The sequence below is a fragment of the Frigoribacterium sp. AP1 genome (genome assembly GCF_056680555.1).
Map to the genome: position 1 here is coordinate 1,261,065 of NZ_CM155288.1, position 24,808 is coordinate 1,285,872.

Sequence of the window (24,808 nt, forward strand, 5' to 3'; positions counted from 1 at the left end):
CGCACTAGGTTCTTCACGGCAGCGCTCCGCGCCGGATCGCGCGGTAAACGGTCGAGGGGGCCACGCCGAACAGATCGGCGATCTCGCTGGTCGTGTGGGCGCCGGTGCGGTGCAGCTGCACCAGGTGCTTCTCCTGCGATGGGGTCAGCTTGGGCTTTCGGCCGCGGAGCTTGCCCGCGGCCTTGGCGATCGCCATGCCCTCCCGGGTGCGGGCACGGATGAGGTCGGCTTCGAACTCGGCGACCATGCCGAGGACGTTGAACAGGAGCCGGCCGACGGGGTCGGTGGGGTCGTAGACCGCTCCCCCGAGGTTCAAGGCGACACCCTTCTTCGTCAGCTCATCGGCGATGTCTGTCGCGTCCCGCAGGGACCGGGCGAGTCGATCGAGCTTCGTCACCACCAGCACGTCGCCGGCCCGGCACGCCGCCCAAGCCTCACGAAGGCCCGGTCGCGCTCGAGTCGTTCCCGATAACCCGTGGTCAACATGCACGTGATTCTCGTGAACACCGAGTGCTGCGAGACCGTCACGTTGTGCTGCGAGATCCTGTCCCGAGGTCGAGACACGGGCGTAGCCGATGAGCATCCGATGACTGTAGCGTTTAGACCCCCATCACCGGGCATTTTTGCGGGACAGGCATACGCGAATCCGCAGGCCAGGTGCCACTTGACCTCGGCCGGCCAAAGCAGGCCCGCCAAGGTGTCCCGATGAACGACCGCCTAACGGGCACCTCAAAACTCTCCCGCAAAAGAAAAGAGGAGCCTTTCTAAAGACTCCTCTTTTCTAGACGGCTACTTCTTCTGCAGACGTCGGCTCTGCCGGACACTGGAGTGGAAATAGGCGATCGCCAGAAGGCCGTAGATCGCGACTCCCGCAATCGATATCCAGGCGGGACCGGACCCTCTTTCCGAAATCGTGAAGGACGCGGCGTACGCAAGGAAGAGCACTCCGAGCACTGCGCTCGACGTCGCTCCGCCCGATAATTTCCATGTGGGCCGAGCCGGCGAAACAGGTTCCGTCTCTGCCCGGAATACACGCCCGCAGAAGACAACAAGAGCAAGAGTCAAACCGGCTACCAGCAGAAACACCCCACCTTCCGCCATGAACGAGGCCACCCCAAGTCCTACGAAGAAAGTAAGGACGGCTCCTGCCACAACTACCCCGACTTTAGCCGTTGCTGAAGAAATTCGTATCAGCATATCAAATCTCCTATTTTATCTAATTACGTAGTATCGCCAATAGCTGCAGTAGTTCTGACCGCAGTTATAGAAGGCAGCTGAGATGCGTTTGCCCTGGTAATGAGCCTGGGTGATGGCGTTTTTCATCGCATCTGTCACTTGGCACGAAAGTCCCGGAATGTATTTCAGAGGGAAATACTTGCAGAAGGTGTCCACCTGACCCATAGCTTTCCACATCTGCTCGACTTGGCTTCGAGTCCAGTAGTAGGTCGTGTTCGTGTATCTCGGGTCGGCCACGACTGGATACGCAGTGCTGCTCGTTGGCTCAACTACCTGTGTGAGGGTTGTTCCGGATAGCTCGAAACGGGTCGGAACAGAAGCACCCTTAGCGTCAATGGCCCAGGGAGCGTCGAAGCCGCTGAGTTCTGTGCCATCGGTAAGAATGATTGAAACACCGCCACTTTCGTTCAGGGCGATTGAAGAGTTCTCGGGCAGCGTGACGGGGTACGCGAACGTGTGAGGTGCCGTAGCGCTCGAGATCACCGTGAGCACTTGCACGGACCCGTCTGCGGATGCGATTGGAACCGTGCTCGTACCGTTGCCGTTGGGATACGAGACGACACCCGGGCCTTCCACAATCGCCGCCTTCGCTTGGCTGCCGAATGGAAGATTTACCGCAACGTTTTTCTTGATCGATTCCTCTGCCCCCGACTCCGTAACCAGCTGCACTGCACCTGATGAATCTGCAGGAATTGAGACGGAGTCAGAGCCCGCAGTGACGACCGCGCTCGAGCTCGTCGTGGAAGGCAAGACCTGTGACAAACCGCTAAAGGACGTCGGTGAAGCCATCTGAATTGAAGACAGCAAGGCACTCGGAACTCGGTCGAAGAAGCCAAATTCGTAAGCACTCGTGCTCCAGATAGCTTCATCCGCACTCAGCAGGTAGGCAGTGATCTTGTGCCAACCAGCTTGCGGCGGGACAGTCGCCGAGAGGGTAGCTGCTCCGTTATCTCCGACGGAGATGCGGTTCTGCTCTTGCCCGTCGACCAAAACGCTGAGCTGGGCGCCGCCGATCCCGGACTTTACGGAAACGGTGCACGAAGCGGGCTGACTTGGCAGTGAGGTAGACCAAGAACCGCGCGAGTAAGCAGGACACGAAATCGTTGGCGCGAGAGGATCGGCGTACCAGCCTTGGACGTCGAGGACGTAGTGGGTGGGGTCGCCGACGTTGTTCAGGTTGATCTTCCCGGACGCCGAGACGGGCACGGTGATCGTGTTGGACCGGATCGAGTTCGGGGTGAAGTTGATCGACGTCGTCCCGGGACGGGCTGCGCCCTCGGCCCAGACGGTGGCACCACCGGAGCTGTTGGCAGCGTGAAGCGCGGTCAGGGTGATCACGACCGCCGTGATCCCAGAACCGGCGGCGGGGGTGTGGCCGCCGGCGGCCTGGATGGAGCGGGTTTCGCCGTTGCCGATGATGGTGTTGCTGCCTGTGCGAGTGTCGTACAGGCGTCCGGTCCCGGGGGTGAACATCGCGCCGGTGTTACCGGCGGCGGTGAAGTACCCCTGGACGTCGACGACCAGGTCGACGGTGCTGCTCTGGTTGTAGACAGTCATCTTCCCGTCAGCCGACAACGGCACCTGCGCCGTGATCGAAGTCGGCACGTTCCCCGAGCCGTAGTTCAGCGAGTTCTTCGGCCGCGTGGTCCCGGCGGCATAAGGAGTAAGGAACCCGTTCACAGTCGAGGTGTTGATCGCGATCAGGTTCACCACGACTGCCGACGCACCCTTCGGAACCCCCGCGGTACCGGTGACCTGGACGGTCGTCGTGTCACCGGATTTCAGCTGGGCCTTGGCAACGCCAAGGCCGGAGCGGGTGTCCGCGATGCGGGCGCCGGGGACGGTGACGAGTCCGCCGGCGGTGGTGCCGTCCTTGTTCGAGGTGTAGTACCCCTGCACATCAAGAATCAGGCGGGCCTTGGTCTCGGTCTGGACCTGGATCGTGCCGTCACTGTTCAGGGCAAGGATCGCGGAGTTCGAAGTGTTCCCGAGCCCCCCACCGGCGTAGATGGTCATCAGGGTGCTGGGGGTCTGCGCGTTGGGCCGGCCGGTGAGTTGACCCTGACCCGGCATCTCGGCAACCGTCGCGATCACGGAGACAGCGCCGGCGGATCCGTCAGCCGGCACCCCGGCAAGACCTGCGACCTTGATCGTGCGCCACTCCCCTGCCGTCATCGGGGTGTTGTAGCCAATGTTGTTGGCCGTGTCGAGGATTCGCCCAGTAGTCGGAACGAACACGCCTCCATCGCCGGTGTCAGTCATCGCCTGCGCCCCAGGGGCGACGAGCACCGATGCGACCAGAGCGAGCAGCACTGCAGCCACCACGGCGACAAGCCGCGCCGTTGCCCTTCTCGAGTCAGAAACGAACTGCATGAAGATCCCCTGTTCCGCAGCCCACCCGGCCGCATACCGCGATCGTAGAGAACCTGATAAACCCCCAAGAGCACGGCCAGAGCGTCCCCTGAAGCGGCAGCGCGGAATGGGGGACGAAAAAGTTGCTGGGACGCTTTCACGCCTAGATCACCTGGGAACCGATCTATCTGGTCTGGGGTACCAGAACGGTTTGTGGGCGCCCGGCGTGTCGCCAGCGGCATGGTCGTCAGGCCGGGATGTGCAGGGCGAGCTAGGGGCACGCCGTCGCACAGAAGCCCGGTAGCGGCGCGACCCGTCGCACCTCTATCTTCCAGATATGACTCTAAGTAGACGGGGCTTTCTAGCCGCCTCCGCCACCGCCGCAGCCCTGACAACTGTCCACGCCGCCTCCGCTTCAGCGGCGACGACATCTCAGTACCAGGTGTCGACGGGGTCAGTGGACATCACCCCAGCAGCCGGTTACCCCATGGCCGGATACGGCACCGACACACCCCGCCTTTCCCAAGGAACCAACGAACCTCTCCGGGCCCGGTGCACGGTCCTTTGGGACAGCGGCACCCCGAATGTGATCGTCACCGCCGACGTCCTAGCCTTCGGCGCAGCACTGCACCAGGTAATCCGTAGCAAAGTCATCCAACTCGGAGTCGCGAGCGCGGACTTCGTCCTCACCGCGACCCACACCCACAACGGACCAGTCCTGCCAGAAAAGCTTGATCCGTACATTTCCTACAACCTGACCAACACCGCTCAGGTCCAGCAGTACGCCGATCAGCTCGCGCAAACTCTTGCCGACCTCGTCGCCACGACCCTGGCGAGCACCCGCAGCACCGTCACCTTGGACTACCAGGTCGTCGACGAAGACTTCTCCCGAAACCGAGCCGGCCTCTCCTACGTCGAACGGGACGTCCCCGTTCTCGTTGCACGAGGAACCGACGGAAAGCCTCGAGCCGTGCTGTTCAGCTACGGCGCCCACCCCGTCGCCGCCGGTTCACAAACACTGTTCGATCCCGACTACCCCGCAGAAGCCATCAAAGAGATCGAAGCTTTCGGGCCAGGCGTCTTCGCACAATTCATCCTCGGCCCAGCTGGGGACCAAAACCCACACACCACCGGCTCGGTCGCCGTCTCTGACAGCTTCGGAAGTGATCTCGGAACCACAGTCCGAGACGCGATCGGACAACCAGGCCGCACCATCACAGGAGGAATCGCCAGCCAGTACGAACGCGTCACCCTCCCCCTGGACATCACCGTCACCTCAGCAAACCTTGCAGCAGTCAAAGCGGCCTACGACCGCCGCGCCGCAGCCCCGGGCACCATCGGATACGCCCGCCGACACGCCCAACGCATGTCTGCCGCAGCGACCAACCGCTCCTTCGCCACCACCATTGACCTTCCCCTCCAGGTGTGGAAATTCACCGGCACCTTAGGACTGAAGATGGTCTTCACCGGGGGCGAAATCGTCTCGGGCTACGCCGTGTACTTCAGAGCCCGCAACGGCGGATCAAACAACCTCTGGTTCAGCGGCTATGCCAACGAAGTTCCCGCCTACATCCCAAGCAACGAACTCCTCGCACGAGACGGCTACGAAGCCGGAATCGACAGCGACTCCCCCGGCATCGCCGGCGGCTCTATGAGCGTCTACAACCACTTCGGCCACTTCCTCCGCAAGACCTCCTCCACCGCACCGGACGGCGTCGAAGAAAAAATGGTCGCAGCCATCACCCGCATGCTCGCCTAACAACCACCATCGCTGACACACCACCAATGCCAAGCAAGGCCCGTACATCCAGACGTACGGGCCTTGCCCGTGCACCAGTTACGGGCGCACCCGGAAGACCTCCACGTGCATGACAACTCATTCCGGCCCGCTGATCACCGCCTTCCGCGACACCAAATTCGCCTTCCCGGGACATCCCGGTGAACGACCGTCTAACGGGCAGACGACAACGGCACGAGGTGGTCAGGCCCCGCTGCAAAGTCGCCGTGCCTTTGCCGATATCCGTCGTTAGGCAGTGATGAGTACGGGGTCGAACGACGCAGCGATGACCGTGACGTCGTCGGCTTGGTCCTCGGCGTTCGTCAGTTCCATGAGCTTACGGATGATCTCCGACGGGATGCCCGTCGAGGCGAGGAGCTCCGTGAAGCGCCTGATGGCGACGAGGTCGTCGTCGAAGAGGTCGAGGACGCCGTCGCTGACGCAGACCAGGGTGTCCCCTGCCTCGAGTTGCTGGGTGTGCGAGGTCCACTCGTCGCCGAGTCCGACCGGAAGGTCGGACGCCTGCAGGTGCTCGACCTCGCCGTCGGCGCGTCGGATGAAAGCCAGCCCGTGTCCGGCATCCGCCCACCGGATCGTTCCCGTGGGGGTGATGCGGGCATGGAAGCAGGTCGTGAATCGGACGTCGGCGCCGCCGTCCCCCGCCGCCAGGCCGGTGGTGGCCCGGCGGAGAGCCACGGCGGGGTCGGCGTCATCGCTCGAGCTCCGGATCACGGATCGTACGGCGGCGGCGATCATCCCTGCCCCGACGCCCTTGCCCATCACGTCTCCGACCGTCAGGGCGATGCCGTCCGGGGTGGGGTACCAGTCGTAGAAGTCACCACCGACGGTCCGTGCGGGGATGCAGGTTCCCTGCACGGTGAACATGTCGGGGAGGATGCTCGTCGTCGGGGGCAGGAGGGACTGCTGGACGGTCGCGGCCCTCTCGATCTCTCGTTCGACGGCGTGCTGCTGGGCACGCGAGATGTCCACCTTGAGGCTCGCCTGCCGGGCCAGTTCGTTGATGGCGAGACCGATCGTGGCGTAGATCGCCAACGCGAAGACCAACCGGATGATTTCGCTGGGTTCGCGCCCGGTGGGGTCGAGAGCGAACGGCAAGAGCAGTGTCACGGTCGAGCCGATCAGCAGCCAGACGATGTTCAGCCGACCCGGCCAGACCGCGATCCACACGATCGCCAACAAGATGATCGGCAAGAAGATCGACCGACCGTCGCCCGTTCCGAAGCGGAGGAGACCCACGGCGACGAAATCGACCGCGGGGATGACGATCTCCCACCGGAGCAGTCGCGGCTGGGACGACGCAGCCGCGGCGAAGCCGACGCCGAACAGCGCCGCGACGACCCCCGCCCACATCGACGGGGCATCCGTGACGAGCAACCAGGGCACGACCGAGCTCAGGCCGGCAGCCAGCAGCACGAAGAAGAACACGAAGAACTGCTTCAGCAGGGGAACGTGACGTCGCGACGAGGCCGACAGGACCTTTCCGAGGAGACCCCTGTCTCCCCAGACGCTGGGACGCGTGTCTCGCGCATCCTCGGGCCGGTCGTGTTCAACGCTCACTTTTACAGGCTAGGCCGGATGGGGCCCTCGGAGGGGGATCGGATCGCCCCAGAACGCGGGGCTGACACCCGCATCGTCGGCGAGGCGTCGATGAGGACCTCCGCTGCCCGGCGAGCGTGGAGGGCCCCTTCACTCGTGCCGCTGATCGCCGCCGTCGTCTGGGCACCCTCGGCCAGGATCGCCAACTGCGCCGCCAACTCGGGTACGTACCCGGCGTCGCGCACGAGCTCGCCGACGTAGCCCTGGAACGACGCCTTGTGCTCACGCGCCGCGTCGGCCACCGCGGGTGAGACGGCTCCCAGCTCACCGAACGCGTTGATGAACCCGCACCCGCGGAACGAGTCCGAGTCGAACCACTCGGTGAGGTAGTCGTACATCGCGAGCAACCGGTCCCGAGGCGCCTCGACCCGACCGACGGCACCCTCGACGCCCTCGGTCCACATCCCGTGCCGGTGCGCCAGCACCGCGAGCACGAGGTCCTCCTTCGAGGCGAAGAGCCCGTAGAGCCGCTTCAGGGACACCCCCGCGGCGACCTTCACCGCGTCCATCCCGACGGCCTGGATGCCGCGGGCGTAGAACAGCTCGTCGGCCGCCACGACGACCGCCTGGCGCTCCGGGCGCGAGTTCTCAGGATCCACACGGCCAGCATAGTTGACGAGAGAACGACCGTTCCGCTAACTTGGGACACGTCCAGAGAACCAGCGTTCTCAGCATGTAGGTGCAGCACGGCGATCGGGTTCGTGCGGACGGGGTGGCACGGCCGAAGGCCTGTCTTCGACGCCCGGCACACCTCCGGAAGCGACTGATTCGGGTCAGTGGGTTCCACCGGGCCCGGCGAGCGAGAGCACGCCGGGCCCCCTTCTGCCATGCCGGCACCTGCGCCGGCCAGAGACGAACAGGACCCTCATGCTCCAGTCCACGACCGCCACCCGTCCCTCGCGCCCGTCGTTGCGCCTCCCGACGACCCCGACGGACGGCCCGCTCGTCGTCTCGCTCGACGAGGCACGGTTCCCCGTGTCCCTCACGTTCCTGGCCGAGAACGCCTGGTCCATCCACGAGGCCATCGGGTCCGAGCACGTCGCCCACGGCCGTCTGCACTACTCCCGAGGCCGGTTCGCGATCATGACCGCCGCCGGCGAACAGACCTACGGCCCGTCCTGGCAGGCCGCGCTCACCTCACACCTCCACACGAGATAGCCCCGCCGCGACGGGGCGACGACCCCCACCGGACGCCGGCTCCCCTGACCGCGACCAACCGAGGGCACGGACGTCGTCGAGGACGGGAGACCGCAGGAGGCGCGGTGCCGGACGTCCGACACCGCGCCTCCTGGGGGTGGGTCGCTACGGGACGATGACGGCGCGTCCGCGGACGGTGCCGGCGGCGAGCGCCTCGTAGGCCTTCGGGCCGTCGTCGAGCGAGTAGCGCTGCGTGGCGACCTCGATCTGACCGGCACGGGCGAGGTCGAGGACCTCGATCAGCTCGCTGCGGCTGCCCCAGTAGGGGATGCGCACGGCGACGTCGAAGGCGACCGTGCCGAATCCGAGCTCGACGGTGCCGCCCCCGATGCCGACGATGGTCACGTCCGCGTCCGCCGCGGCGACCGCGACCGCCGTGGCCATGGTCGGCCCCGCCCCGACGAAGTCGAAGACGGCCTGGACGCCGAGGCCTCCGGTGATCTCGCGGATGGCGTCCGCGGCGTGCTCGTCGCTGATCACCGTGTGGTGCGCACCGACGTGCTTCGCCAGTTCGAGCTTCTCGTCGGTGACGTCGAGCGCGATGATCTGCGCTCCCGAGAGCGCCCGCAGGATCTGGATGCCGACGTGCCCGAGGCCTCCGGTGCCGATGACGACGGCGTAGGTGCCGGCGCCGAGCTTCGGCAGCGAGGTCTTGATCGCGTGGTACGGCGTGAGGCCGGCGTCGGTGAGCGACACGTTCTCGACCGGGTCGAGGTCGCCGAGCGGCACGAGGTGGCGGGGGTCGTCGACGATCATGTACTCGGCCATCGACCCGGGAGCGCCGAGCCCGGGGGGCTTGATGCCCTCGGCGGCGGCGTTGACGCAGTAGTTCTCCTTGCCCTGGGCGCACTGGTGGCAGCGGCCACAGCCCCACGGACCGTAGACGGCGACCGCGTCGCCGACCTGCAGGTGCTCGACGCCCTCACCGAGCTCGGCCACGACGCCGGCCCCCTCGTGCCCGAGCGTGAGCGGCAGCGGGTAGCCCTGCGCCGTGTAGTCCTCTTCACTGAGGTTCATGACGTACTCGTCGGAATGGCAGACGCCCGCCGCCGTGACCTTGAGCAGCACCTGCCCGGGGCCGGGCGACGGCTTCTCGATCTCGACGACTTCGGGGTGCTGACCGACCTGGGTGTACTGGAGTGCCTTCATGGGCGCAGGCTACGCCCGGGGGCTGGATTCCGGACGACAGGTGTCGTCTTGGCTCCGGGGGCCCGTGCGCGCGGCGGCGGTGGGCGGTGCGGGGCGGGATGGCGGTGACGGCGGTCGGCCCTACGATCGACGGCATGGCACACCTGCACCGGGCCGGAATGAGCCCCTCCAAGATCGACCTGCTCGACGCCTGGGTGCCCACCCAGCCGTGGTTCGAGGGCCCGCCCCGGTCCGAGGGCGCCGACGACGAGGGCCTGCGCAGCGTCGCGGCCTTCCGCTTCGACGACCCGGCGGGCGAGGTCGGCGTCGAGACGATCATCGTCGCCACGGCCGACGGCGTGCAGCTGCAGGTGCCCCTCACCTACCGCGACGCTCCCCTGGCCGGAGCGGAGGCGCACCTCGTCGGGACGACGGAGCACTCGGTGCTCGGCACGCGCTGGGTCTACGACGGCACGGCCGACCCGGTCTGGGCCGCGGCCCTCGCGACGGCCGTGCTGACCGGCGGCACGCAGGCCGAGGCCTGGTTCGAGGTCGACGGCGAACGGCAGGTCCGCGAGCCGAACTCGACCGTCGTCGGCAGCGGCAGCCCGGGCACCCCCGTGCCCGACGTCGACCGCCTCACCGTCGACCAGGTCGAGGGCCGCACGGTCGTCACCGGCGCGGCGGTCCGCATCGTCGTCGCCCGCGTGCTCGGCCGACACGACGCCGGCGCCCTCGCCTCGACCGGCGGCCACACCGGCGACCACGGCGTCGAGGTGCTCACCGGCACGTGGACCGGGCACGACCAGCCCGAGACGCTCGCCGTCGTGCTCACGGCGTAGCCACCTGCAGGAGGCGCGGGGCGCGGTCGTCGCGCGCCGCGCCTCCTCGACGTCCGAGCAGGAGGCGCGGGTGGCGTCCTCGAGGAGCCGGCCCGCGCCTCCTGGTCTCGTCCAGAGCCTCGTCGTCTCGTCCCTGAACCCCGTCGTCTCGTCCCCAGGCGTTCGCCGGGTGACGGGACGGTGAACGATCGTGCACGGAGCTTCGTCGGGAGGCACGCTGCCGCTACGGTGGCCCGATGACGGCGATCGACACCTCTCCGACGACCGCGGCCCCCGCGCCCGGCACGCCCCTCCGGGGCACGACCCTGACGAGCAGCGACCTCTCGGGCTCGCCCCTCTCGGGTCCGGCCCTCTCGGGCACCGTGCTCGCGACGCCGCCGACGGCCGAGTTGCACCTGCACGTCGAGGGCACGCTCGAACCCGAACTCGTCTTCGCCCTCGCCGACCGCAACGACGTCGACCTGCCCTTCGCCTCGGTGGACGAGCTCCGTGCCGCGTACTCGTTCGGCTCGCTGCAGGAGTTCCTCGACCTGTACTACGCGTGCACGGCCGTGCTGCAGACCGCCCAGGACTTCCGCGACCTCGCCTGGGCCTACCTCGAACGCGCCCACGCCCAGGGGCTGCGTCACGTCGAGATGTTCTTCGACCCCCAGGCGCACACCTCCCGCGACGTCGACGTCGACGAGGTGATCGACGGGCTCACGCAGGCGCTCGGCGAGGCCCGCGAGCGGTTCGGCATCACGGGCGGGCTCATCCTCTGCTTCCTGCGACACCTGCCGGCGGGCGACGCGGCCGCGACGCTCGAGTCCGTCGCGCACCGCGCCTCCGACCTGATCGGGGTGGGGCTCGACTCGTCCGAGGTGGGGTTCCCGCCGGCCGCGTTCGCCCGCGTCTTCGACCGCGCCCGCGCGCTCGGGCTGCACGTCGTCGCCCACGCCGGCGAAGAGGGACCGCCGTCGTACGTCACCGACGCCCTCGACCTGCTGCACGTCGAACGCGTCGACCACGGGGTGCGCAGCCTCGAGGACGACGCCCTCGTCGCACGACTGGTCGCCGACCGGGTGCCGCTCACGGTCTGCCCCTTGTCGAACCTGCGGCTCGCGGTCGTGTCCGACCTGGCCGAGCACCCGTTGCCGCGCATGCTCGAGGCCGGGCTGCTCGTCACGGTCAACAGCGACGACCCCGCCTACTTCGGCGGCTACGTGGGCGACAACTACCAGGCGCTGCGCGACGTGCTCGGGCTGGACGACGACGCGCTGGCCCTGCTGGCGACGAACTCGGTCGAGGCGTCGTTCGCCGACGCGGCCCGCAAGGCCGAGCTGACCGCCGAGGTGCGGGCCTGGCGCGAGGCACGTCGCACGGCCTGACGCCCGGGCGGCCGGTGCTGCTGCACGCGGAGGCCGGCCAGTTCGTGCCGGTCGGTCCGGCGCTGAGGACTAGAGCGTGCGACCGGCGTTTGCGTCGAGCCAGGCCTTGGGGTCGACCTGGGTCGAGCCGCCCAGCAGCACCTCGAAGTGCAGGTGCTCGCCGGTCGCGACTCCGCTGCGGCCGACCTTGCCGACCAGCTCGCCGACCTGGACCGTCTGACCGGCGACGAGCGGGCTCGACCCGATCTGCATGTGCGCGTACAGGGTGCTGACCCGCTGGCCGTCGATCACGTGGTCGATCACGGCGTACTGACCGAACTGGCCGTGCATGCCCGAGGTCCGCACCACACCCGACGCCGCGGCGCCGATCGGGGTCCCGCCACCGGGCGTCATGTCGAGGCCCATGTGTATGCTCGAGCACGCGGCGCACGGTGCCGAGCGCGGCCCGAAGCCCGAGCTGAGGACGACCGAACCCGGGAACGGCCAGCGGATGTCGCCGGTACCCGAGTTGACGATGGTGCCGGCCCCCGAGGAGGCGCGGTTCGAGTTCGTCGACCCCGCGAGGTTCTTCGAGGTGACGACGGGCTCGGGCTCGGGTGGCGGAGGCGGCGGCGGTGCGTCGGTGACCCCGAAGGCGTCGCGGTCGGACACGGTCAGCACGACGAGTGACGCCGCGAGGGTCTGCGTCGGCATCGGAGCGGCACCGGCGGTCGGGATGTTCGACCCGCCCAGGTCGCTGGCCGAGGCCGGGGTGAGGTTCGAGGTGAAGAAGAGCATGACGGCGCAGACGCCGAGCACGGGCAAGGTCGCCGCGCGGACGCGCGACGCGACGGCGCGCAGCCGCGGCCGGCCGGACGTGCCCCGCGGGCTCTGGCCCGGGCGGCCGCCGTCACGGGTATGACGCAGGAGGGCCGGCACCGAGGGACGCGAACGACGAGCGACGCGCGTCGCGGGGTCGGCCGCCACGGGGTCGGCCGTCGCGGGATCAGCCGTCGAGGGGTCGGCCGCCACACCCTCGGGTGCCGTTGCACCTACTTCCGAACCATGAACCCGGTTGCTCGTGGGTGCATCGTTCGAAACCGGGTTCATCGCAGGGTCGGCAGGAGGCACGGAGGACGACGGCTCGGGAACTGCAGCAGCGGGCGCGCCAGCGGCAGCCGCCGGAGCAGCACCGGCGGCAGCAGCGGCACGCTCGAGGGCGCGGGCCTCGCGGCGGGTCAACGGCTGCTCGGTGCGCGGAGTCTGATCAGCGGCCGCCGTCGCGGACTCGGGGGTGTTCGAGGGGTCGGTCATGAGCGCTTCCTGGGACGGACGGCGCATCGACTCACGGTTCTCCTCGTTCGGGCGGACCGATCCACCTTACGATCCGAGGAGCCCTCAGGCCAGGGGTGACGGCGAATTTTCAGGAGCTGTACCCTTCGTGGCCGGCCGGCACCGCGCCTCCTGACCGGGGTCGCTCGCCGTGATGCCGGTGACGCCACCGCCCGTCCGACGGGCGCGTCACGCCCAGGATGCGCGACGAGCGGGCCCCGGTCACCCCACCTCGCGGGGCTTCCGTCCGACGGCAGGCACCCCCTACCCTCGGGCCGTGACCTTCGTCCTGGCTGCCCTGCCCCTGCTGCTCATCGTGGGGGCGCTCGTCGACATCGTCACGCGCCCCGAAGGCGACGTGCGCCACCTGCCCAAGGGCCTCTGGATCATGATCGTGCTGTTCCTGCCGCTTATCGGCAGCATCGTCTGGTTCGCCGCCGGCCGCGAGTACGGCCGACGCGTCGAGCAGATCGGCCCGCGCGACCAGAGCCGGTACCACGAGGCCGCGGCCCGCACGCTCGACCACCGCGTCCGCAGCACCGAGCAGCAGCTCGCCGACCTCGACCGCGAGGCCGAGCACTACGAACGGCTGGCCCGCCTGGCGAAGCTCGAGGCCGAGGTCGAGCAGCGCCGGTCGACGGCCGGCGACGACGTCCCCGCCTGACCGACACCGCGCCTCCCGACCGGCCTCAGGCGCGCACCCAGGCCGCCGTCTCGCCCGGCAGCCGCCCGGCGTCGGTCAGCGGCCCGCTCGCCACCAGCACCTCGCCCGAGCCCAGCCCGAGCCCGGCCAGGTCGACGGGCTCGGTGCCGAACACGCACACCACGTGCCACCCGCCGGGCCGCACGAAGTGCAACACGTCGTCGCGGCCCTCGACCGGCAACCACTCGAGCGTCTCGTCGGTCTGCAGGTCCCGCCGCGCGGCGAGGGCCGCACGGTAGAGCGCGAGCGTCGACGTCGCGTCGGCCTCCTCGGCCTCGACCGAGTACTCGCCGAACCAGCTCGGCTGCGGCAGGTGGGCGTCGCCCGGGCCGAAGCCGAACGACGAGCCCGACCGGGTCCACGGCAGCGGCACGCGGCAGCCGTCACGGCCGATGTCGACGCCGGGGTTGCGGAAGAACGACGGGTCCTGACGCTCGTCGGCGGGGATGTCGGCGACCTCGGGCAGCCCGAGCTCCTCACCCTGGTAGACGTAGGCCGACCCGGGCAGACCGAGCATGAACAGCGACGCCGCACGGGCCCGACGCAGGCCGGTCTCGACGTCGACCTCGGGCGAGGTGCCGCCCGAGAGCAGCCACTCGGCCCCCTGCTTGACGTCGCGACCGTCGAGGGCGGGCAGGCCGTAGCGGGTCGCGTGGCGGACGACGTCGTGGTTCGAGAACACCCACGTCGTCGACGAGCCCGACGCCTCGGCGGCGTCGAGGTTGTAGGTGATGATGTCGTGGAACTGCGTGGCGTCGAAGTCGGCCTCGAGCAGGTCGAAGTTGAACGCCTGGCCCAGCCCCTCGGCGCTGGCGTAGCGGGCACGACGCGACGGCTCGACCCAGGCCTCGGCCACGGCGATGCGCGGCGGGTCGTACTCGTCGAACACCTCGCGCCACGTCGCGTAGATCTCGTGCACCTCGTCGCGGTCCCACAGCGGGTGGTCGCCGTCGGCCTTCGGCAGCGCCTCGAGCTCGGCCGTGGACGGCAGCACCTCGGGCAGGCTCTTCGCCAGCCCGTGCGCCACGTCGACGCGGAAGCCGTCGACACCGCGGTCCGACCAGAAGCGCAGCGTGGTCAGGAAGTCCTCGCGCACCTCCGGGTTGTCCCAGTCCCAGTCGGGCTGCTCGCTCGCGAACGAGTGCAGGTACCACTGGCCGTCGGCGACACGGGTCCAGGCCGGGCCGCCGAAGATCGACGTCCAGTCCGAGGGCGGCAGCTCGCCGGTCTCGCCGAGGCCGTCGCGGAAGATGTAGCGCGCCCGGGCGGGCGATCCCGCGGGGGCGGCCAGCGCCTCCTGGAACCAGACGTGCCGGTCGGACGAGTGGTTCGGCACGAGATCGGCGATCACACGGATGCCTGCCGTGTGCAGCGCGTCGATCATCTCGTCGAACTGCGCGAGGGTGCCGATCTTGGGGTCGACGTCGCGGTAGTCGTCGACGTCGTAGCCGCCGTCGGCGAGCGCCGACGGATAGAACGGGCTGAGCCAGACCGCGTCGACGCCCAACTGCTGCAGGTAGGGCACCGCCGCCGTGATGCCGGGCAGGTCGCCGATGCCGTCGCCGTTCGAGTCGGCGAAGCTGCGGGGGTAGATCTGGTAGACCGCCGCCTGGCGCCACCAGGTCGGGTCGTCGGTCAGCAGCTCGGTCGAGGGTGCGGTGCGGAGCGTGTCGGTCATCGTGGAGCGGGGTCCTCTCGGTGGTGGTGGGTTGCCTGGGGGGTCAGGAGGCGCGGGTCGCGCCCCCGACGGACGTCTACTTGATCGCGCCCTGCGTCACGCCCGCCATCACCCAACGCTGGGTGAAGAGGTAGACGACGATCGCGGGAGCCATCGCCATGAGGTACGAGGCGAAGGCGACGTTGTAGTTGTTGCTGAACTGCGTCTGGAAGATCTGTTGCAACACGGGCAGGGTCTGCAGTGACGGGTCGGCGGTGATCAACGACGGCATCGCGAAGTCGTTCCACGAGGCCAGGAAGGCGAAGATGCCGACCGTGGCGCTCATCGGGGCGAGCAGCGGGAAGACCAGGCGCCAGAAAACCTGCCACGTGGTGGCGCCGTCGAGCCGCGCGCTCTCTTCGAGCTCTTCGGGCAACGACCGCAGGAACGCCGTGAACAGCAGGATCGAGAACGACAGCTGGAACATGACGTGCAGCAGGGCGACGCCGGCGGGGTTGTCGAGGCCGACGATGCCGGTCAGCTTGATCTGCGACAACGCGACCACCGGGAACGGCAGGAACATCGCGGCGAGCAGGTAGAAGAACGAGAAGCGGAACAGCTTGCGGTCCCAGTTGCGCGAGATCGCGTACGACGCCATCGACGCGAGCACCACCGTGCCGACGACGGTCGCCGCCGTGACGAGGGTCGAGATGCCGAACGCCCGCGGGAAGTCGGTCAGCTGCCAGGCGGTCGCGAAGTTCGAGAAGTCGATCGGTGCCGGCAGGCTGAACGCGTTGCCGTCGACGGCCTGCGCCGTCGTCTTGAGCGACATCGTGATCGTGACGTAGATCGGGATCAGCACGGTGATCGTCCCGAGCACGAGCAGCGCGGTGACGAGACGGTTCGGGCGTTCCCGACCGACGCGACCGCGTCGACGACGGGTGACGGCGTCGGCGTCGCGACCCGCGCCTCCTGGGGTGGGGGCCGGCGACGCGGCCGGGGTGACGAGTGCGGTGTTCGCCATCAGACGGCCGCCTTTCCGCGGGTGATCCGGAGTTGGACGAGCGCGATCGCGACGGCGATCACGAAGAAGATGGTCGCGTTGGCCATCTGATAGGCGTAGTCGCCACCGGTGAAGCCCGTGAAGATCGTCATCGCGATGCTGCGCGTCGACGTGCCGGGGCCGCCGTTCGTCAGGCCGACGATGATGTCGTACGAGTTCAGGAAGTTCTTGAAGCCGATGATCGTGTTGATCAGGACGTAACCCGCGATGAGCGGCAGCGTGATCGACCGCAGCTGCTTCCAGCCCGACGCGCCGTCGAGGCTGCTCGCCTCGTACACCTCGCCGGGGATGGTGAGCAGGCCCGCGATGTAGATCAGCAACGTGCTCGGGATCGCCTGCCACGCGGTCACGACGACGATGCCGATCCAGGCGGTGTCGGCGTTCGCGAGGATGCTGTCCTGCAGCCCCGGGATGCCGAGCGAGGCGCCGAGGGCGGGCAACGAGTTCGAGAAGAGGAACTGGAAGACGAACGCGATGATGATGCCCGAGATGACCATCGGGATCACGAACACGGCCCGCAGCGCGGTCTTGGCCTTGATCTGCGAGGTCAGGCCGATCGCCAGCAGCAGCGCGACGACGTTGACGGCGATCACCGTGACCAGCGCGAAGCCCATCGTGAAGCCGTACGAGCCGAGGATCGCCGGGTCGGTCGCCATCGCGAGGTAGTTCGTGACGCCGACCATGTCGAACTCGCCGAAGCCGATCGAGTTCGTGAAGCTGTAGAACACGCCCATCACGGCCGGCAGGGTGATCGCCAGCGAGAACAGGACGAGCGTCGGCACGAGGAAGACGTAGAAGACCGGGTCGACGCGCCTGCCGCGACGCCGGGGGTTGCCGACCGTGCTGCCGGTCAGCGAGGTGCGGGCACCTCGCGCGGCCGTGGGGGTGGTGGTGGCCATCGGGTCTCCTTCGACTCGGGCGGTGGTCGGGGTGGCGAAGCCCGCGGTGCGGCCCGTGGTGAGGCCTGTGGTGCGGCCCGTGGTGAGGCCCGCGCCGTCGAGCGCGCTCATGCGCGGAGCGCCAGACGGCGCCAGTCGGCGTCCATGGTGCGCAGGGTGCCCTCGACGCTGGCGCCCGTGACGATGCCCTGCACGTAGTTCTCGGCGGGGATCGTCAGCGGGATCGCCTTGGAGGCCCCCTGGTAGAACCGCGCGTCGTCGTAGTAGCTCTGCATGCCGACGATGCGCTCGTCGGTCACGGCGGGGGCCGACCTCGTGGTGCCGAACGCCAGGAAGTCGCGGTTGTAGGCGTCCTGGATCTCGGGCTGCATGAGGTAGGTCAGGAACTCGCGGGCGGCGTCCTGCTTGCGCGACTGCTCGGGCACCCACAGGGCCAGGTCGAGGTTGACCCGCACCTTGCGGTCGGCGGGGTCGTCGGTCATCGGCAGGGGGAACGTGCCGACCTTCGCCTCGGGGTTCGCCTTCGTGATCTCACCGAGTGCCCACGGCCCCTGCATGAGCATCGCCGCCTCACCCTGGGCCATGGCGAGGTTGCCGTCGCCGTAGCCGCGGCTGTTGCGGTTGGCGTTCGACAGGCGGCCGAGCTGCACCATGCGCTCGACGGGCTCGCGGAAGTCCTTCTCGAACGAGACCGAGCCGCCCTGGCCGACGCTCGTGCCCTCGGCGTTCATCTTCTCGTAGAAGGCCGCGACGTCGAGCGAGCCGCCGGTCGTGTAGTCGAACAGGCCCTGCGCGACGGTCCACGGTTCGCGGAAGGTGCTGTAGATCGGCGTGACGCCGGCCGCCGTGAAGGTGTCGCACGCGGCGAGGAACTCGTCCCACGTGGTCGGCACCTCGACGCCCAGGTCGGCGAAGATCTGCTGGTCGTAGATCACCGACGCCGCGGTGATCGAGTACGGCAGCACGCTCGTGCGACCGGGGTAGGTCGCGTACTGGTCGACGAGGCTCTGCACCTCGGGGCGGATGGTCGCCGCCTCGGGCAGGTCGCCCAGGTCGCTCAGCGCCCCGCGCTCCATGAAGCGGGCCATCTCGAGGTTGTACGTGAAGGCCGCGACGTCGGGCGGGTTGCCCCGGACGAAGCCGGCCGAGATGCCCGAGGTCGAGTCGTGGATCACCCGGACCGCCGACTGGGACTCGTTGAACCGCGAGACCAGGTCGGAGAAGTACGGGATCGCCTCGGGCTTGGTCGCGTAGAAGGTTATCTCGGTGCGCCCGCGGCCCGAGCCGGACGGAGCGCAGCCTGCGAGGAGGAGCGCCGCCCCGGCGGCACCGATCCCGCCGAGGAGGGTGCGTCGGCTGAGGCCGGCACCGGAGGGCAGTGGGGGTGTGGGCACGTCGTCGTCTCCCGGGTCGCGACCCCGACGACAGCGTCGGGACCGAGTTGATCTGGTGTGTAGATTTAGACCCTAGATCAATTCGGGGCGTGGCACCATGGGTCGTCGTCGAAAAGATCCGCCGTGTCGCGAGACACCGGCCACAGCACGAGGAGGCGCGGGTGGCGCTGAGCACCGGGGTGTCGTCGCCGAGCCTGCTGCGCCGCATGAACGCGGCCGAGGTGCTGCGGCACGCGTGGTCCGTCGACGCCGTCACGGCGAGCGACCTGATCGCCCTCACCGGACTGACCCGGTCGACCGTGCTCGGGGTCTGCGACGACCTCATCGCCCACGGCTGGATGGTCTCGCTCGCCGACGCCCGCTCGACCGGCGAGTACCGCAAGGGCCGCCCCGCGCGGCGCTACGCCCTGGCCCGTTCCGCCGGACACGTCGTCGGGGTCGACGCCGGCCAACACCAGCTCACCGCCGTCGTGGCCGACCTGCGGGGCGACGTGCTCGCGCGGGCCGTCCGCCGCATCGACCCCTGCGGCTCGGCCGACGACCGCCGACGCATCGTGTCGGCCCTGGTCGACGACGCCCTCGCCTCGGCCTCGCTCGCCGACGACGACGTGCTCGCCGTGACCGTCGGCGTCCCGGCCCCCACCGACGCCGAGGGCCGGTCACCGGTCGAGGCCGGCGCCGACTTCTGGGAGCTGATGAACCCGGACTACGTCGGCCTGTTCGCGCCGCGCGGCTGGGCCGTCGTCGTCGAGAACGACGCGAACCTCGCGGCGGTCGCCGAGGCCGCGGCGCGCGAGGTCGGCGGCGTGCGGCACGCCGGTGCCGCGGGCGCCGCTGGCGACGCGGGCGCGGCTGGCGACGCGGGCGCCGGCGACGGCGGGGCCGGGCCCTCGTTCGTGACCCTGCTGGCCGGCGAGCGCTTCGGCGCCGGGTTCGTGCTCGACGGAGCCCTCGTGCGGGGCAACCGCGGTGCCGCGGGCGAGATGCGCCTCCTCGACCTGGTCGACGGCGTCGGTTCGGCGGACGGCATCGGCGCCGTGCTGCGGGACTGGGCCCGGGCCGCCCGGGCACTCGGCACGGTGCCCGAGTCGTCTCCGTTGTGGGCGGTGCCGCTCGACCGGCTCGACGCGGCGGCCGTGCTCGCCGCCGCCGACGCGGGCGACCCGGCCGCACTGCGCCTGGTGGAGCGCATGGCCGAACGGTTCGGACGCGTCTGCGCCGTTCTCAGCGGCATGCTCGACGTCGACCGCATCGTCGTCGCCGGGGCCGTGGCACCCTCGATCGGCCTGCTGCTCGAGCGGACGACGCCGTGGCTCAGCCGGTTCACGCACCGGGCCGCGCCCGAGGTCGTCGCCTCGACGCTGGGCGACGCGGTGGTGACCACGGGCGCCGTCGAGCGTGCCCTGGCGCATGTGCGCGGCCACGCACTCGAGCTGACGCTGCCGGGTGCGGCGGACGCGACCCGCGCCTCCTGAGGCCTGCTCGGCTCGGGCTCGGACGGCGATGAACCCGGTTTCGAACGATGCACCCGGAAGCAATCAGGTTCATGGTTCGAAACCGGGTGCGTCGAACCCCGTTCCGTGCGATGAACCACGAACGTTCGTGGTTCATGGCACGGAACGGGGTTCATCTCGACGTGCGGCCCGGCGGCCCGGCGGGGCGGGTGCCGGGCCGCCGCTAGGCTCGCGGGATGGTCACCGTCGTGCTCCCCTGGCGTCCGCAACCCAGTCGCATCGCGGCGTTCGAGGTCGTGCGCGACTGGTACGCCGAGGCCCTGCCCGAGGCCGAGATCCGCACGATCGACTCGCCCGACCCGGTGTTCAACCTCGCCCAGTGCCGCAACCTGGGCGTGGCCGGCCTGGCCGACGACGAGGTCGCCGTGATCGGCGACGCCGACACCCTGCCGCAACGCGAGCCCCTGCTCGCGGCGATCGAGGCGGCCCGCACGAGCGGCCGGGTGCACCTCCCCTACACCGAGTACCACTGGCTGGGACGCGACGGCACCGCGCAGGCGGCCGCGGGCACCCCCCTCGAGCGGTGCGACTTCGAGCTCGTGCGCGGGGCCTGCTCGGGGGTCTACGTGACCCGCGCCTCCTCGTGGCGCAGTCACGGCGGGCAGGACGAACGCTTCCGCGGTTGGGGCTTCGAGGACGCCGCCTGGTACCTCGCCCACACCACCCTGCTCGGCGAGGCCCCACGCCGACACGAGGGCATGGTCTTCGCCCTGCACCACCAGGCCGAGGTGCGCGAGGGGCCGCAGTACGACGCCAACGCCGCGCTGATGCAGCGGTACCGCGACGCGTCGGTCGGCGCCGACGCGATGCGCGCGGTCGTCTTCGGCGGGTAGGGCCGGGTCGGTCAGCCGCGTCCGGTGAGTGCCGCGTGGGCTCGTGCCCGTCCGGGCGTCTCGTGCAGGGAGGCCGCCAGACCGGCCAGGCGCCCGGCCGCACCGGGGTCGCGCGTCGGCAGGTCGAGCACGTGCCGCAGCGCCTCCGCCAGGTCGTCGACGGTCGCCGTGTTCGGGGCGAGCGCGACGCCCACCCCGGTGCGCTCGAGGGCCGCGGCCCCCGCGAACTGGTCGGTCGAGAACGGCAGGACGACGACGGGCACGCCCGCGGTCATCGCCTCGGTCACGCTGTTGTTGCCCCCGTGCGTGACGGCCGCGGTCGCCGCGTCGAGCAGGGTCACCTGCGGCAGGAACTCCCGCACCAGCCAGTCGGCCGGCACCTCACCGAGGTCGGCCCGGTCACCCGAGCCGAGCGCGATCGCGGCCCGCACCCCGACGCGCCGCAGGGCCTCGGCCACGCGCCCGAGCACGTCCGACCGCACCGACAGGAAGCTGCCGAAGCTGACGTAGACGAACGGGGTGGCGGGTGCGGGTGCGGCGCCTTCGGCCAGCCAAGCGGCGACCTCGGCGTCCACCGGCTCGGCGCGGACGGCCGAGCCGAGCCAGACGTGCGGCGGCAGCAGGTGCTCACGCTCGGGGTCGGCGAGTTCTCCGGGGTAGTTGTAGAGCAGCAGGTCGCCGTGCTCGCCGAACGCGCTCGTCGACGGCGGCAGGTGCGGAGCGAGCTCGGCCAGCGCGGCGTTCCACTCGGCCGTGAACGAGGCGTCGACCCGCTCGCAGAGCTCGCGCAGCCCCGCGACGCCCTCGGGCGTGGACCCGGCCCCAGCCCCGGGCCCGGGTCGCACCACCGACGGGCTGTCGAACCACGCATGTGGGTGGTTCGACACCACATCGGTGGTGCGTCCTGCATCGCCGACGGGCCGTGCAGCACCCACGCCGAACGCCGCGGGCCACTCGGGCGGGCACCCGTAGACCTCGTCGCCCACGGGCAGCGCGGTCGGGTGACCCAGCACGACGTCGGCGAAGGGCACGCCCCCGGCGACGAGCGCGAGCCGGGCGCTGAACGCGAGGTGGTCCACGACGATCTGGTCGGGCTCCACGGCAGCGACCACGTCGAGCACGGCGCGGGCCGTCGCGACCGGCTGCCACATGAGGTCGGTGAGGCGTTCGCGCGCCTGGTACGAGAGCGTCTCGACCATGCCGAGCCGGGTGGCGTCGAAGAAGCCGCGCAGCGACGCGTCCTCTTCGGCCACCTGCTCCTCGGCGCGGATCACCCCGGGGTTCGAGCCGCGCCCGAGTTGCAGGTGCACGCGCTCGAAGCCGAACGACTCGACGATGGCGGCGGTGGCCGGGCCGGTCGCGACGACGACGCGCTCGCCCCGGTCGCGCCACTCGGTGGCCAGGGTCGCGAGCGGCAGCAGGTGCGACGCGTAGTCCGGGCTGATGACGAGCAGGGTCATCGTGCGCTCACGCTCCACTCGCGCTGTTCGAGTTCGTCGTGGTGCACCGTGTCGTAGACACCCGACAGCGACCGCGCCATGGCCTGGATCGTGAAGGACCGCTCGACGGTGTCGCGCGACCGGGCCGCGCGCGCCTCCGTCGTCTCGACCGAGGCCGCGGTGAGCGCTTCGCCCATCGCCTGGCGCAGGGCGTCGACGTCCCAGGTGCGGGTGAGCCAGCCGGTGTCGCCCTGGCGGACGTAGGTCGAGGGTCCGCCGCCCTGCGGCGCGACGACGAGCAGACCCGAACCCATCGCCTCGAGCAGGGCGATGCCGAACTCCTCTTTCAGGCTGCCGCAGACGTAGACGCCGCGCGGCGCCGCGAGCCCGGGCAGGCCGAAGCGGGCCGCGGCGACCCAGCGGGCGACCGTGTCGTTCGGCCGGTGGCCGGGCAGCAGCAGTCCGGAGGCGCGGTGCCGGTCCGCGGGGACGATCGCGTCGATCAGGTCGAGCTGTTCGCGCTCGTCGGCGCTCGGGTGCTCGAGATCGCCGCCGATCAGCAGCAGGTTCGCCCGGTCGCGCAGCGACGCGGTGTCGCCGTCCACGCCGGACCCGGCCCACGCCTCGACGATCGTCGCCATGCCCTTGACCCGGTGCAGTCGTCCGACGCTCACCAGCAGCGGCAGGCCGCGGCGCTCGGGCGGCAGGGTCTCGAGCAGTGCGCGCAGCTCGGCGAGGGGCGGGGTGGCGGGCAGTCCCGCGGCGTGCTCGGCGGCCTCGGCGACCGAGCGGTCGACCACGTCGAGGTCGATGCCCTCGGGCACGATCGTGTGGCGCTCGGGATGCGAGGTGACGTCGATGCCGACCAGCTCGCGCATGTCGCGCTCGAGCTCGGGCCGGGGGAACAGCACGGTGTGCGACGCGTTCGAGGCGAGCTGCTGCACGAGCCGCGTGCGGAACCAGAAGTGCTCGACCTCGTCGACGTCGCCGAACGTCTCGCGGGTCAGCGCACCCGACAGGTCGAGCGACTGGATGACGGCGTGAGGGTCGGGGGCGACCGTGAACACGACGGGGATGTCGAGCTCGCGGGCGACGTCGGCCGCCGCGAGGCTGCCCACGTCGGCCATCCGCAGGTGCAGCAGGTCGACGCCGCCCGCGGCGCGCAGCACCCGCCGGATGCCGCGCCGGGCCGCGACCCGCAGCGGCCACGCGGTCGCCGACGAGACGGGGTCGCTGAGCAGCGGCACGCGCCCGTAGACGTGTCCGGAGGCGCGGGTCGCCAGGTCGTGGACGCTCGCGACCGCCGCGTCCGCCGACCCGCGCGACAGGGTGACCACCCGGGCGACCCGGGGGTCGTCGAGGACGTGCGCCGCGCCTCCTGCGGGGAGCACGCCGCCCGCGGCGAGCGCGTCGCCGAGTCGGACGAGGAGCGTCGCGATGCCTCCGTTGTCGCCGCTGCCGGCGTGGGTGAGGCCGGCGTCGATGTCGGCGTGCAGGAAGAGCTGGGCGATCGTGAGGCCGTCGCGCCCGGCCGGGTGGGCGGCGTCGGGTCCGTCGTCGAGTCCGCGGTCGCGCACCCGGTCGCCGTCGGGCACCTCGTCGGGGGCCGAGAGGTCGATCGCCGAGAGGCGCGCGACGTCGCCGAGGTAGCCGTCGTGGCGGGCGAGCTCGTGCACGACGGCCGCGACGGCCTGGTCGCCGCGACGCTGGCCGAGGGCCGAGACGGCGGCGACGCGGACGTGCTCGTCCTCGCCCCGGTCGCGGGCGATGGTCAGCAGCGGACGCGAGGCGATGCGGGCCCGCACGAGGCCCAGCGTCTCGACCAGGCGGTACCGGGCGTCGGGCTCGTGCACGCCGATGAGGGCACCCTCTAGGGCGACCCCGACGACGGCGGGGGCGGCCGACGACCACTGCTCGAGCGTGCGCTGGGCGACCATGCCGGTGAAGCCTCCGGCGACGACGAGCCCGATCAGCCGACCGACCGTGTCGTAGCGGGGCAGCCGCTGGCTGAGCGCCGAGGCAGCGTGCTCACGGAGGAAGGTGCGGTCGCTCGACAGCAGGTCGCTCAGCACGACGTCGGCCTGCTCGTCGAAGACCTGCGCGAGGGCGTTCGTCGCCGCGATGGCGACGAGCTGGTCGCTGCTGCCGAGGGCACCGCGCAGCACGCGGATCGTCCGGGCCCCGCCGGTGCGCGCGGCGTCGAGCGCGAGGTCGTCGGCGAGGCGCATCGAGTCGACCAGGCGGTCGGCCTCGTGGATCGCGTCGAGCGAGGTCTGGATGCCCATGGCGGTGCCTCTCGGGTGCGGCGGGGTGGCGGTGCGGTGCCCGGCGCGCGGCGCACCGGGGCGGCCCGGGAGCCCCGGGCCTGGTGGAGCCTATCGCCGCCCGGTGGCCGGCCGGTGGCGGGACGGTGTGCTCGGCGACGCAGGGGTCCGGTACCGTCGTGGGCGGCATCGATCCCGCTGCCGAGTCCCGCAGC

At 70.2% G+C, this 24,808-nt stretch carries 19 protein-coding genes; 7 read left to right on the forward strand and 12 right to left on the reverse strand.

Annotated elements, in window-relative coordinates; translation table 11 throughout:
• Window positions 1–13 precede the first annotated feature (13 nt).
• Both AC1MBW_RS05995 and AC1MBW_RS06000 read right to left on the reverse strand, forming a co-directional pair.
• Window positions 14–583 carry a recombinase family protein gene (locus AC1MBW_RS05995; RefSeq protein ID WP_480025799.1) on the reverse strand — a complete coding sequence of 190 codons (570 nt, stop codon included), beginning with the start codon at window positions 581–583 and terminating at the stop codon, window positions 14–16.
• Window positions 584–1,212: 629 nt separating this feature from the next.
• Entirely contained in the window at window positions 1,213–3,609 is a 2,397-nt protein-coding gene (locus AC1MBW_RS06000; protein WP_152970202.1) for a hypothetical protein, read from the reverse strand.
• A 436-nt stretch (window positions 3,610–4,045) separates the two neighbouring features.
• Between AC1MBW_RS06000 and AC1MBW_RS06005 the strand changes: the two genes are divergently transcribed.
• On the forward strand, window positions 4,046–5,347 hold the full coding sequence (locus tag AC1MBW_RS06005; protein WP_480025800.1) for a hypothetical protein: 1,302 nt from the start codon (window positions 4,046–4,048) through the stop codon (window positions 5,345–5,347).
• Window positions 5,348–5,614: 267 nt separating this feature from the next.
• On the opposite strand, the gene AC1MBW_RS06010 is transcribed toward AC1MBW_RS06005, so the two are convergent.
• Together AC1MBW_RS06010 and AC1MBW_RS06015 are read right to left on the reverse strand one after the other, a co-directional pair.
• The gene (locus AC1MBW_RS06010) at window positions 5,615–6,943 is read right to left on the reverse strand and encodes a PP2C family protein-serine/threonine phosphatase (protein WP_480025801.1); all 1,329 of its coding nucleotides are present in this window, start codon (window positions 6,941–6,943) and stop codon (window positions 5,615–5,617) included.
• A gap of 2 nt (window positions 6,944–6,945) precedes the next feature.
• The gene (locus AC1MBW_RS06015; RefSeq protein WP_480025802.1) at window positions 6,946–7,581 is read right to left on the reverse strand and encodes a TetR/AcrR family transcriptional regulator; all 636 of its coding nucleotides are present in this window, start codon (window positions 7,579–7,581) and stop codon (window positions 6,946–6,948) included.
• A 268-nt stretch (window positions 7,582–7,849) separates the two neighbouring features.
• Here AC1MBW_RS06015 and AC1MBW_RS06020 point away from each other — a divergent pair, with 268 nt between their 5' ends.
• On the forward strand, window positions 7,850–8,140 hold the full coding sequence (locus AC1MBW_RS06020; RefSeq protein WP_054145137.1) for a hypothetical protein: 291 nt from the start codon (window positions 7,850–7,852) through the stop codon (window positions 8,138–8,140).
• A 144-nt stretch (window positions 8,141–8,284) separates the two neighbouring features.
• On the opposite strand, the gene AC1MBW_RS06025 is transcribed toward AC1MBW_RS06020, so the two are convergent.
• Window positions 8,285–9,328 carry an NAD(P)-dependent alcohol dehydrogenase gene (locus tag AC1MBW_RS06025; RefSeq protein ID WP_480025803.1) on the reverse strand — a complete coding sequence of 348 codons (1,044 nt, stop codon included), beginning with the start codon at window positions 9,326–9,328 and terminating at the stop codon, window positions 8,285–8,287.
• A gap of 134 nt (window positions 9,329–9,462) precedes the next feature.
• Here AC1MBW_RS06025 and AC1MBW_RS06030 point away from each other — a divergent pair, with 134 nt between their 5' ends.
• Complete coding sequence (locus AC1MBW_RS06030; RefSeq protein ID WP_480025804.1) at window positions 9,463–10,149, forward strand: CG0192-related protein; 687 nt, start codon at window positions 9,463–9,465, stop codon at window positions 10,147–10,149.
• 236 nt (window positions 10,150–10,385) lie between these two features.
• On the forward strand, window positions 10,386–11,516 hold the full coding sequence (locus tag AC1MBW_RS06035; RefSeq protein WP_480025805.1) for an adenosine deaminase: 1,131 nt from the start codon (window positions 10,386–10,388) through the stop codon (window positions 11,514–11,516).
• A gap of 69 nt (window positions 11,517–11,585) precedes the next feature.
• Here the strand turns inward: AC1MBW_RS06035 and AC1MBW_RS06040 are convergent, their stop codons facing one another.
• Window positions 11,586–12,809 (reverse strand): M23 family metallopeptidase, encoded by a 1,224-nt coding sequence (locus tag AC1MBW_RS06040; RefSeq protein WP_480025806.1) that lies wholly within the window; start codon window positions 12,807–12,809, stop codon window positions 11,586–11,588.
• 295 nt (window positions 12,810–13,104) lie between these two features.
• Between AC1MBW_RS06040 and AC1MBW_RS06045 the strand changes: the two genes are divergently transcribed.
• Window positions 13,105–13,491, forward strand: a complete 387-nt coding sequence (locus AC1MBW_RS06045) for a PLD nuclease N-terminal domain-containing protein (protein ID WP_043596920.1) — start codon at window positions 13,105–13,107, stop codon at window positions 13,489–13,491.
• Window positions 13,492–13,516: 25 nt separating this feature from the next.
• Here AC1MBW_RS06045 and AC1MBW_RS06050 read toward each other — a convergent pair whose 3' ends face one another.
• The 4 genes from AC1MBW_RS06050 to AC1MBW_RS06065 all read right to left on the reverse strand — a co-directional run bounded on the left by AC1MBW_RS06050 (window position 13,517) and on the right by AC1MBW_RS06065 (window position 18,543).
• Window positions 13,517–15,208 carry a glycoside hydrolase family 13 protein gene (locus AC1MBW_RS06050; RefSeq protein ID WP_480025807.1) on the reverse strand — a complete coding sequence of 564 codons (1,692 nt, stop codon included), beginning with the start codon at window positions 15,206–15,208 and terminating at the stop codon, window positions 13,517–13,519.
• Window positions 15,209–15,284: 76 nt separating this feature from the next.
• Window positions 15,285–16,211, reverse strand: a complete 927-nt coding sequence (locus AC1MBW_RS06055) for a carbohydrate ABC transporter permease (RefSeq protein ID WP_054145132.1) — start codon at window positions 16,209–16,211, stop codon at window positions 15,285–15,287.
• Window positions 16,211–17,149 carry a carbohydrate ABC transporter permease gene (locus AC1MBW_RS06060; protein WP_480026079.1) on the reverse strand — a complete coding sequence of 313 codons (939 nt, stop codon included), beginning with the start codon at window positions 17,147–17,149 and terminating at the stop codon, window positions 16,211–16,213. The genes AC1MBW_RS06055 and AC1MBW_RS06060 overlap by 1 nt, the downstream gene beginning before the upstream one ends.
• Before the next feature lie 107 nt (window positions 17,150–17,256).
• The gene (locus tag AC1MBW_RS06065; RefSeq protein WP_480025808.1) at window positions 17,257–18,543 is read right to left on the reverse strand and encodes an ABC transporter substrate-binding protein; all 1,287 of its coding nucleotides are present in this window, start codon (window positions 18,541–18,543) and stop codon (window positions 17,257–17,259) included.
• 161 nt (window positions 18,544–18,704) lie between these two features.
• Between AC1MBW_RS06065 and AC1MBW_RS06070 the strand changes: the two genes are divergently transcribed.
• Together AC1MBW_RS06070 and AC1MBW_RS06075 are read left to right on the forward strand one after the other, a co-directional pair.
• Window positions 18,705–20,018: an ROK family protein gene (locus AC1MBW_RS06070; RefSeq protein WP_480025809.1), complete on the forward strand. Its 1,314-nt coding sequence runs from the start codon at window positions 18,705–18,707 to the stop codon at window positions 20,016–20,018.
• Window positions 20,019–20,233: 215 nt separating this feature from the next.
• Window positions 20,234–20,890, forward strand: coding sequence for a hypothetical protein (locus AC1MBW_RS06075; RefSeq protein WP_480025810.1), 657 nt, complete (start codon window positions 20,234–20,236; stop codon window positions 20,888–20,890).
• Between the two features lie 11 nt (window positions 20,891–20,901).
• Here the strand turns inward: AC1MBW_RS06075 and AC1MBW_RS06080 are convergent, their stop codons facing one another.
• Together AC1MBW_RS06080 and AC1MBW_RS06085 are read right to left on the reverse strand one after the other, a co-directional pair.
• Window positions 20,902–22,350, reverse strand: a complete 1,449-nt coding sequence (locus tag AC1MBW_RS06080; protein ID WP_480025811.1) for a nucleotide disphospho-sugar-binding domain-containing protein — start codon at window positions 22,348–22,350, stop codon at window positions 20,902–20,904.
• Window positions 22,347–24,614: a glycosyltransferase gene (locus tag AC1MBW_RS06085; RefSeq protein ID WP_480025812.1), complete on the reverse strand. Its 2,268-nt coding sequence runs from the start codon at window positions 24,612–24,614 to the stop codon at window positions 22,347–22,349. The genes AC1MBW_RS06080 and AC1MBW_RS06085 overlap by 4 nt, the downstream gene beginning before the upstream one ends.
• Between the last annotated feature and the right edge of the window lie 194 nt (window positions 24,615–24,808).

Excerpts from the sequence above, each read along its gene's own strand:
- AC1MBW_RS05995 (WP_480025799.1), bottom strand. The coding sequence starts at position 583 with ATGCTCATCGGCTACGCCCGTGTCTCGACCTCGGGACAGGATCTCGCA.
- AC1MBW_RS06000 (WP_152970202.1), bottom strand. The coding sequence starts at position 3,609 with ATGCAGTTCGTTTCTGACTCGAGAAGGGCAACGGCGCGGCTTGTCGCC.
- AC1MBW_RS06020 (WP_054145137.1), top strand. The coding sequence starts at position 7,850 with ATGCTCCAGTCCACGACCGCCACCCGTCCCTCGCGCCCGTCGTTGCGC.
- AC1MBW_RS06025 (WP_480025803.1), bottom strand. The coding sequence starts at position 9,328 with ATGAAGGCACTCCAGTACACCCAGGTCGGTCAGCACCCCGAAGTCGTC.
- AC1MBW_RS06030 (WP_480025804.1), top strand. The coding sequence starts at position 9,463 with ATGGCACACCTGCACCGGGCCGGAATGAGCCCCTCCAAGATCGACCTG.
- AC1MBW_RS06035 (WP_480025805.1), top strand. The coding sequence starts at position 10,386 with ATGACGGCGATCGACACCTCTCCGACGACCGCGGCCCCCGCGCCCGGC.
- AC1MBW_RS06040 (WP_480025806.1), bottom strand. The coding sequence starts at position 12,809 with ATGACCGACCCCTCGAACACCCCCGAGTCCGCGACGGCGGCCGCTGAT.
- AC1MBW_RS06050 (WP_480025807.1), bottom strand. The coding sequence starts at position 15,208 with ATGACCGACACGCTCCGCACCGCACCCTCGACCGAGCTGCTGACCGAC.
- AC1MBW_RS06055 (WP_054145132.1), bottom strand. The coding sequence starts at position 16,211 with ATGGCGAACACCGCACTCGTCACCCCGGCCGCGTCGCCGGCCCCCACC.
- AC1MBW_RS06060 (WP_480026079.1), bottom strand. The coding sequence starts at position 17,149 with ATGGCCACCACCACCCCCACGGCCGCGCGAGGTGCCCGCACCTCGCTG.
- AC1MBW_RS06075 (WP_480025810.1), top strand. The coding sequence starts at position 20,234 with ATGGTCACCGTCGTGCTCCCCTGGCGTCCGCAACCCAGTCGCATCGCG.
- AC1MBW_RS06080 (WP_480025811.1), bottom strand. The coding sequence starts at position 22,350 with ATGACCCTGCTCGTCATCAGCCCGGACTACGCGTCGCACCTGCTGCCG.
- AC1MBW_RS06085 (WP_480025812.1), bottom strand. The coding sequence starts at position 24,614 with ATGGGCATCCAGACCTCGCTCGACGCGATCCACGAGGCCGACCGCCTG.